Source organism: Companilactobacillus halodurans (assembly GCF_009600995.1).
Classification (GTDB): Bacteria; Bacillota; Bacilli; order Lactobacillales; family Lactobacillaceae; genus Companilactobacillus; species Companilactobacillus halodurans.
Map to the genome: position 1 here is coordinate 18403 of NZ_VDFO01000039.1, position 8999 is coordinate 27401.

Sequence of the window (8999 nt, forward strand, 5' to 3'; positions counted from 1 at the left end):
TTCAAAATTATGGAATTAATAAGTATAACCAGGCAGCAACGATGCCACCTGCAAGTGGTCCAAAAATGGGTACCCAGCTGTATGCCCAATCCGAATTACCCTTGTTAGCAATTGGTAGGATTTGATGAGCAATTCTTGGTCCGAGGTCTCTGGCAGGATTAATTGCATAGCCAGTTGTCCCACCAAGCGAGAAGCCAATAGCGGTAATCAAAAGTCCGACCACGATTGGATTAAGTCCTTGGGTAAATTTACCACGAGTAAAGGCTAAGAGTGCAAAGACTAAAACAAAAGTTCCGATAAATTCACTAATAAAGTTAAAGAAATAATTACGAATAGCTGGTCCAGTTGCGAAGACGCCTAAAATAGCTTGTGGATCATCGGTTTCTTGCCAATGTGGGTAGTAATTGATCCAAACTAAAATGGCCCCAACAATAGCACCTAAAATTTGAGCTATGATGTAAGGTATAACTGATGACCAAGGGAAGACACCCGCAATTGCCATCCCCACAGTTACGGCCGGATTTAAATGAGCTGGACTTAAAAAGGCTGAACAATAAATTCCCAATGTAACTGCTAGGCCCCACCCTAAGGCGATGGCAACCCAGCCTGAACCTTGGGCTTTTGATTTGTTAAGACTAACAGCCGCAACGACACCGTCACCCAGTAAAATCAAGACTAGGGTACCGATGAATTCGCCGACTAGTTGTAATGTTAAACTATCTTGCATAAGCTTTCCTCCAAATCTATGTGACTACGCTTTCATTTTTTGTTACATATAGATTATACATAGATGAGGTGGATAAAACTATAAAATGCATTGGTTTCAATTTCACAATAAAACAAAATATATTTTTTGAAGGAGTACAAAATGAAAATTTATACAAGAACTGGCGATAAAGGCAAGACTCGAATCATAGGAAACGACGTGCTTTATAAATCAGCTACTAGAATCAATTCTTACGGAACAATTGATGAATTGAATTCCTTAGTGGGCGTTATTATTGCCAATTTGTCTACAAAAACAGCAGTATTGCACGATGAACTAGAAGAAATTCAACAACTATTATTTGATTGTGGAACGGATTTGGCCATTTCTGCTAAGGATACGAAGCACGAATTCATTTTTAAAGATGACAATGGCGCTGTCGACTGGCTAGAAAAGAAGATTGACGAATACAGCGATAAAGTTCCTGTAACCAAAAAATTCATTTTACCTGGCGGTTCAAAAACAGCCTCCAATTTACATTTGGCCAGAACTGTCACTCGTCGAGCTGAGCGTGAAATTGTTAAATTGATGCAAGAAGAACCCATCAATGAGGCAGTATTGAAGTTTATCAACCGACTATCTGATTACTTTTTTGCTGCAGCTCGTTATAGCAATGTCCTTGAAGGTGTAAAAGATATCCAGTATCGTAATAGTAAGCCCGTATTTAGATAAGAAAAGAGGTAATACATTGCGTTCACAAAAAGAAAAGATGTTATCCGGCGACTTGTATATTGCTAATGATCCTGAGATTGCTCATGATTTTAAAAAGGCCAAGCGTCTAGTTAGGTCATATAATCAAACGACTGAAGAAGAACCTCAAAAAAGACAGTCTATTATTGACGACCTGTTTAAAAAGAGTGGTTCGGGAATCCATTTAGAGCCACCATTTTATACCGATTATGGCAGCAATACCGTCATTGGAGATAATTTCTATTCAAATTATGAATGTATTATTATTGATACAGCCAACGTAAAAATCGGTAACAATGTCATGTTTGGACCTCGTGTTGGGCTGTACACAGCTGGTCATCCTATTGATAGTCTGATACGAAATGAGCATCTTGAATATGGTAAGCCAATTACAATTGGTAACGACGTTTGGCTAGGTGGAAATGTTGTGGTAAATCCAGGAATTACAATTGGCAATAACGTTGTCATTGGTTCTGGATCAATCGTTACTAGAGATATTCCTGATGGCGTGATTGCTGTGGGTAATCCTTGTCGAATTTTGAGAAAAATCAATCAACAAGATCACGATTACTGGGAACTCGAAAAGAAAAAATATTATGAAAATTAAAAAAATATAGTTCTGTAATAAGAATAGGGTTCAGAAAATCAATTTGATTTCCTGAACCCTATCTTTTTGCCTTCTAATCGACTGATTTTAGTGCTTCTAACATGTCGATATTTTTTATTTTTTGGTTCATCATCATCATAACTACGAGTGAAAAAATAATCATTAAGATGACTGAAATAATAGGATTTGACCACGATAATCCAGGAGCGACCATTGCTGTAGCTGGAGGCAATAGTTTCATGATGTATCCATGAAAGGCATATCCAAAACCAAGCCCAAGTACAATTCCGATACCAGTTAAAATATTAGTTTCTCGATAAATATACATTAAGACTTCATTAGGATAGAAACCTAAGACCTTTAAAGTTGAGAGTTCCCGAACCCGTTCACTGATATTGATATTAGTAAGCGTATAGAGAACAACTAATGAAAGCAGGGATGCACTCAATACTAAAACGAGGATTAAATTATTGAGATTGCTCAAAATATTGGTGATGGTTGATTTAGTTTCTTGAGACTGAATCGTTTGCACGGCAGCTTCTTGACGATTAAATTTAGCTGCAAAATTATTAACTTGTTCTTTGGAGTTCTTCTTCAAACTAACAAGATAGGCATTAGCTTGGTACTTTTGATTGAAGACTTTTTGATAATAAGCTTGATTCATATAAATGTAATGGCCAGCATACATTGTCGTAATTCGGGCAATTTTGATTTTATGAGTAGTTCCATCGGTTTCATGGATTTTAATTTTTCCACCAACTGTTACATTTTGTAAATTAGCTAATTTTTGAGAAATAATGGCACCGTTATTTGATAACTTCAATGCCTTATGTGATTGATAATCTTGTAGTTTGATATAGTGATTTAATTGTTGTGAGTTTTTTGAAACTGTAAGCGAAATGTCCTCACGTGCATAATCATTATTGCGAGTTGCATAAATATTTTCGAAATAAGCTCCATTAAATCGTTTCACATTATTAGAGTTACGAACAACATTCTTAGCACGATTAATATTTTGCGTCGACTCGTCAGGATTGTAGGCGGTGATAATATCGTATTGACTGATATGTCCAAATTGACGCTCAACAATGGTATTCAGGGAATCTTTAATACCAAATCCTGTAATCATTAAAGCTGTGGCTCCCGCAACACCAACAATTGTCATAAGCATGCGGCCCTTATATCTGAAGAGGTTTCGAGCCGTAACCTTATAGGAAAAGTTTAAATGGTGCCAAATAAAATTAATTTTTTCAAGTAAGATTCGTGAACCACCAGCAGGAGGTTTTGGCAACATTAATTGAGCGGGATCAGTTTTAAGCTCTTTACGAGAGGCTAACCAAGAAGAAAGGACAGTCGAAAGAAAAGCTAATAGGAAAGACAAGACAATATACCAAGGGTGTAAGTTAAGCTGTAATTTAGTGAACGTGAAATTAGCAGTATAAGCATTGAAAATGATTCTTGGCAACGTTATTAATCCTAAAATACTTCCTAAAATAGTCCCTAGAAGTGCTGCCAAAAAACTGTATACGATAAATTCCCGCATAACTTCAGCTTTTGAATAGCCCAAAGCGCGAAGGGTTCCCATTTCAATACGTTTTTCTTCAACCATTCGTCTCATAGTTGTGAAACTAACTAGTATGGCGATTAAGAAGAAAAAGGCGGGAAATGATTTACCCAATGAATCGATTCTTTGGGCATCTTCGCCATAATTGTTATAGCCTTCGTTATAATCATTTCGTCCTTGAATCGTTAAAGTCATATTATTTAATTGTTTCTTTTTGTCTTGTACTTGCTGCAATTTGTTTTTTGACTTAAGAAAAGCTGACTCTTCTGATTTTAAAATTTTACTTTGATTATTAAGTTGTGCTTCTTGAGATGATAATTGAGTAAGTGCAGTATTATTTCCTGTCACTTCAGCTTGTTTTATCTGTGTTGATAGTTGTGCTTGTTTAGTTTGTAATGTCGATTTGGCCAGTGAAAGTTTAGCAGCAGATATTTTAATTTTTTTGTTCCCCGGAGACAATTTGCGGTTTATCTTGCTACGTAATTTAGCAATTTGTTTTTTATTTTGTTGATTTAGTTTAGGCTGAATTGATTCAACTATATTAGAAACTTTATTTTCATATTTTTTAGAATAAGCGTTACCACTGACATTTTTAAAACTTAGTCGAGCAAAATTAGGATTATCAGCTGAAAAAGCCTGCTTTTTGAGATAGGCAAAGCCATAAAGCTGTCCCGTACCTGCAGTAGTATTTCCAATATTATCTTTTTTTAGATATTCTGTTGAATTTACAAAACCGACGATTTTAAATGATTTATTCTTCAATCCAGAGGCAGTATCCTTTTTAGTGCCAGTTAAATTAATTGATTCATTTAAGTGATATTTTCCACGTAAATTGTCGCTTAAAACGATTTGCTGGGTAGTTCGTGGTCGATGCCCTTTAGTTAAAGTCATTTTGGAAAGAGATGTTGGGACACTTTCGGTTCGCAAAGCATGTTGCGAATGTTTGATTAGAACATCTTTACTAAAGCCAAAATTGAGTTGTTTGATTTGCTTTAAATTTTTTAAAAATTTTTGATCCGATTGATTCAAATTTGAAGAAGCGATAATTTTAGCATCGGCTAAATTTGATTTATCGTAGGCTGTTTGAGCAGTTCGACGCATATTTGGTCCAGTAACATTCAAGCCAATCAATATGAAGACGCCTAACATTAATAAAGCTGATACGGATAGGAAACGTCCTAATGACATTTTAAATTCACGTCTAATATTTTTATTTAAAGTTTTCAATTTTTCCACCTACCATTCGAGTTCTTCAACCGGCGTTGGATTAGGATTTAGCGTATCTGATTTAATTTTTCCGTCAGTGATTTCGATGACATGATCAGCCATCTTTTTAATGAGGCTATTGTGAGTAACGATAATTACGTTTTTATGAGATTGCTGAGTAAAATCTTGAAATAGTTTTAAGATTTTTTTACCAGTTTTGTAGTCAAGAGCACCAGTGGGTTCATCTGCAAGCAGTAAATCAGGATTTTTGGCAATTGCTCGAGCGATAGAAACTCGTTGTTGTTCACCACCCGATAGTTGAGCTGGAAAATTATTCATTCTAGATTTTAATCCGACTGAATCCAAAGCCTTTTTGGCGTCTAGTGGATGTGAAGTGATTTCAGCCGCTAATTCGACATTCTCAAGGGTCGTCAGATTTTGAACTAGGTTGTAAAATTGAAAAACAAAACCGACTTTTTGGCGGCGATATTTTGTTAGACCCTTTACATTTAAAGTAGTCAATTCAAGGCCATTAATATTTACTGAACCACTGGTAGCTTTATCCATACCACCTAAGATATTTAAAAGAGTGGATTTGCCAGCTCCAGAAGCACCCAAAATAATTGTTAATTCTCCAGGGACGATTTCAAAGTTAACATCCTGATTTGCATTAACCGTATTAGAACCTTTTCCGTAAGTTTTGGTTTCATTTTTGACTGAAATAAAATTGGTCATTGTATTTTCCTCCCATTGACAATATAATGAACACCATGTTGATTAATTATTCAAGCTTATTAAACCACTAGTTTGTTCTATTTCAATGTTCAGATTTTTAAAAAGTGTTGATTAAGTTAGGAAGTGTATGATGACTTCACAAAAGAATCGTCAAGAAGAAACAGAAGCAAATATTATTCACGCGTTGTTAGAAGCAGGTAAAACTAAACCGTTAGCGCAAATTTCAGTCAGTGATATTACGAGAATCAGTCATATTAATCGGGGGACATTTTATTTACATTTTTTAGATAAAGATGATTTGGTTAATCAAGTTACCCAAAAGTTTGTTGATCAAGTTCAAACGATTTTACATACTGAAATGTCCGAATCAATGGATTATCACTATTTTTCTGAAGGAAAACCTTATCCAGTGATTACAAGTTTGGTTGATTTGATTGCTGAAAATAAAGAATTGGTCAAATTTATGTTAGGTACTAACGGCAATCCAAAGTTTTATCCTACGATTGTGACGGAATTAAAAACTGCCATTTTGAATAAATTAAATTCTGTTAAAGGAAATAGAGATTTTACATCGGATATTCCTAATGAATATGCCATTCGCCTGATAATTAGCATGATTTTTAGTATCCTCAAGACTTGGGTTAATAATGATGATGGGTTAACCAAAGAAGCCATCTCAAAAATAATTATGAAAAGCCTGTATTTATCACCCTATGAGATGTTAGGAATAACAAAATTTTCAAATAAGAAATAATTATCTTAAACTGTCTTTTTGAATTTAAAGATTAAATTTTTATATAACAAAAGGTGCCCTATAACTGCTGGAATTTTCTAACAGTTATAGAGCACCTTTTTGTTTAGTTCTTTTAATTCTATATAGGGGGGAGGATAATCAAATTTTTTATCTTCATTTGATTATACGAATATCCTATCAGCTGAGTATGAAAAAAATATTGGCAAAATATGACAATTCGCTAAATAAATTGTGAAGGAAGTTTGACTATTAATCTCATTTATAGTTGGAATAATTCCTCCAAATGATGTAAGACCCCTTGTTGATTATTATTGATAGTTTGATATTGAGCGGTTTGTTTAACGATTGGCGAACCATTTTCCATAGCAACGCCACGGCCGACATAACGCAACATTTCTAAGTCATTGCCGCCATCGCCAAAGGCACACATTTCAGATGGTTGAATATTTAACTTTTCAGATAAATATTGCAGACCAGTTGATTTGTTGACGTCAGCTCTGATAACGTCAATGTCGCCATGACCAGAAGTAACGATTGAAACTTCATCGCCAATCATATCAGCTAATTTATCCATATATTTTTCCGTTTCAGTTTTAGGACAACTGACTGAGAATTTTAATATATTATCTTCAATGCCAAACAAACTATCGACTGTTTGGATGTGTGGAAAGTAGAAATTACTCATTTTGTAAAATTCTTTCGTAACATCTTTTAAAATGTAAGCTGATTTTTCACCACACATAACAGTTTGAATTGCAGGTAAACTATTGAGAACTTTAATTGTTTTTTCAGCGATTACAGGGCTAAAAGTATCGGTACGATAAATTTCTTGATGGTTTCCAATCAAAGCTCCGTTTTCTGCTACGAATAGAGTCTCCGGAAAGTCCTTGAAAAAATCTTTTAACTGGTAATATTGGTTCCCGCTGGCAGAAACAAAGGTGATATGATTTTGAATCATGTAGTCATAAATACGAGTGAAACGGGGCTTATCGAAGTGCTTTTCATCTGTTAAAAAAGTCCCATCCATGTCGGTTGCAACTAATTTGATTGTCATAAATAAATTCCTCTCAAATTTTTAAATTTAAAGACATCTGATTGTACATGTAAAAAGGTGTTTAAAGCAATCGATTATGATAAGTATTGTAACAAATTAAAAAAACGGTTTCAAAAGCTGTAAATATGTTTAAACAACGTATATAATAACCTTAGTTGAGTAGAGAAGAATATTACTTTGATCAAAGGATGGCTGTAGTATGATACGAGATGATTATGATACTGAATTGGACCGACTGAGCCAAATTAAATCAGTTTTTATGCCACAATTAAAAAGTGTCAAGATGGTTGCTAAGGATAGAATTCCTGCCCACACTTATGAACCAATTATTTACGACCATTTGAAGACGTTACCGGATGAGCCAAATTTACCGAACGATTTGACAAAATTGCGTGATGGGAATGTCTCATTGAACGAGTCTGATAAATTTCCCAATGTCAAAGTTGATGATGAGATTGCTGATGCTTTGAATCGGAAGGTACGTTATTTAAAAATTTATCGGGAGAGTTTTTTGAATTCGCCTAAAGCCTTAATTTATCTTCATGGCGGTGCTTATTATGGTGGCACGACCGAAGATACCTTGCCATTTTTGAAATTGTTAGCGGAAAAATTTGATGGGGTGATTTACAGTGTAGATTACAGTATTGCTCCGGAAAATCCTTATCCCACAGCTTTGGAGGATTGTGTCACGGTTGTAGAGTTTATTAAGAGTCGTTATTCGCAATTATCCATTTCTGGAGATTCGGCTGGTGCTTCGATTGCCTTGGGGGTAAGCGAAATTTGTCATTTAACCGGCTTAAAGGATTTTTATAAGCATATTTTGTTTTATCCAACTGTAGTTCATGGTTCAAATTATGATGGTCCACTTTGGAATGATCATCTAATCACTATCGATTCCAATCAAAGACGTGCCTTGCATAATAATTACACGCAATTTAAGCAATTAGATAAAATTATGACTGGTTATTATACTGACAATCAAAAGGTTGATTTAACAGCACCAATACTTTCACCACTATACGCAGACCCATTAATCTTTAAAGATGTTCTAGTAATGACCGGAGAATTTGATCCCTTCAGATTACAAGACGAAGCCTTTATCCAAAAATTAGGACTAGCAAAATGTAAAGTAAAGTACATTCGATACGGTGGATTGGGACATGCCTTTTTAAATTACGTAGGGCAAATACCAGCAGTTGAGGATGCCTTGAATGAAGCTGGGAAAAGTTTAAATTAAAGAGAGCGCAGATGGGGCGCCCCCATCAAAGCTCGTTTCCGTTATAAAAGTAAGAAGCACGTAGGGATGATTTTCATATTAAAGAATATGGTAATACGGGGAAAGCACGTCAACCAAAGAAAATCATCTAATCAGAACTCGTTTCAAACTAAATAACAAAATGTAATTATTAACATAGCACAAAAATATCGGTCAAAAAGTTAATAGCAAGGGAGATGCGATTAACTAACCTGACCAAAAAATGGTGACGATAATCAAAGTGAAGTGAACCCTCCTAGTTGGAGTAATCCAACGGGAGGGTTTTCTTTGTTTTCAAAAGATATTAAATTGGCTTGTATAACAGATGTTAATAATGGGTTGCCTATTGTACAAGCTATGAAAAAATA

At 34.9% G+C, this 8999-nt stretch carries 8 protein-coding genes; 4 read left to right on the top strand and 4 right to left on the bottom strand.

Going from position 1 to position 8999, the window contains the following annotated elements; all coding sequences use genetic code 11:
• Nucleotides 1-7 precede the first annotated feature (7 nt).
• Nucleotides 8-727 carry an MIP/aquaporin family protein gene (locus FHL05_RS09920; protein ID WP_153385728.1) on the bottom strand — a complete coding sequence of 240 codons (720 nt, stop codon included), beginning with the start codon at nt 725-727 and terminating at the stop codon, nt 8-10.
• 141 nt (nt 728-868) lie between these two features.
• Here FHL05_RS09920 and FHL05_RS09925 point away from each other — a divergent pair, with 141 nt between their 5' ends.
• Both FHL05_RS09925 and FHL05_RS09930 read left to right on the top strand, forming a co-directional pair.
• On the top strand, nt 869-1438 hold the full coding sequence (locus tag FHL05_RS09925; protein ID WP_153385729.1) for a cob(I)yrinic acid a,c-diamide adenosyltransferase: 570 nt from the start codon (nt 869-871) through the stop codon (nt 1436-1438).
• A gap of 16 nt (nt 1439-1454) precedes the next feature.
• Nucleotides 1455-2063, top strand: coding sequence for a sugar O-acetyltransferase (locus FHL05_RS09930; RefSeq protein ID WP_153385730.1), 609 nt, complete (start codon nt 1455-1457; stop codon nt 2061-2063).
• Between the two features lie 73 nt (nt 2064-2136).
• Here FHL05_RS09930 and FHL05_RS09935 read toward each other — a convergent pair whose 3' ends face one another.
• The gene (locus tag FHL05_RS09935) at nt 2137-4854 is read right to left on the bottom strand and encodes an ABC transporter permease (protein WP_153522584.1); all 2718 of its coding nucleotides are present in this window, start codon (nt 4852-4854) and stop codon (nt 2137-2139) included.
• 9 nt (nt 4855-4863) lie between these two features.
• Nucleotides 4864-5568, bottom strand: coding sequence for an ABC transporter ATP-binding protein (locus FHL05_RS09940; protein WP_153522586.1), 705 nt, complete (start codon nt 5566-5568; stop codon nt 4864-4866).
• A 130-nt stretch (nt 5569-5698) separates the two neighbouring features.
• Between FHL05_RS09940 and FHL05_RS09945 the strand changes: the two genes are divergently transcribed.
• Nucleotides 5699-6322: a TetR/AcrR family transcriptional regulator gene (locus FHL05_RS09945; RefSeq protein ID WP_162000281.1), complete on the top strand. Its 624-nt coding sequence runs from the start codon at nt 5699-5701 to the stop codon at nt 6320-6322.
• Between the two features lie 259 nt (nt 6323-6581).
• Here the strand turns inward: FHL05_RS09945 and FHL05_RS09950 are convergent, their stop codons facing one another.
• A complete protein-coding gene (locus tag FHL05_RS09950; RefSeq protein ID WP_153522592.1) occupies nt 6582-7376 on the bottom strand; it encodes a Cof-type HAD-IIB family hydrolase in 795 nt (264 codons plus the stop codon).
• Nucleotides 7377-7575: 199 nt separating this feature from the next.
• Here FHL05_RS09950 and FHL05_RS09955 point away from each other — a divergent pair, with 199 nt between their 5' ends.
• Nucleotides 7576-8613: an alpha/beta hydrolase fold domain-containing protein gene (locus FHL05_RS09955; RefSeq protein ID WP_153522594.1), complete on the top strand. Its 1038-nt coding sequence runs from the start codon at nt 7576-7578 to the stop codon at nt 8611-8613.
• Nucleotides 8614-8999 lie beyond the last annotated feature (386 nt).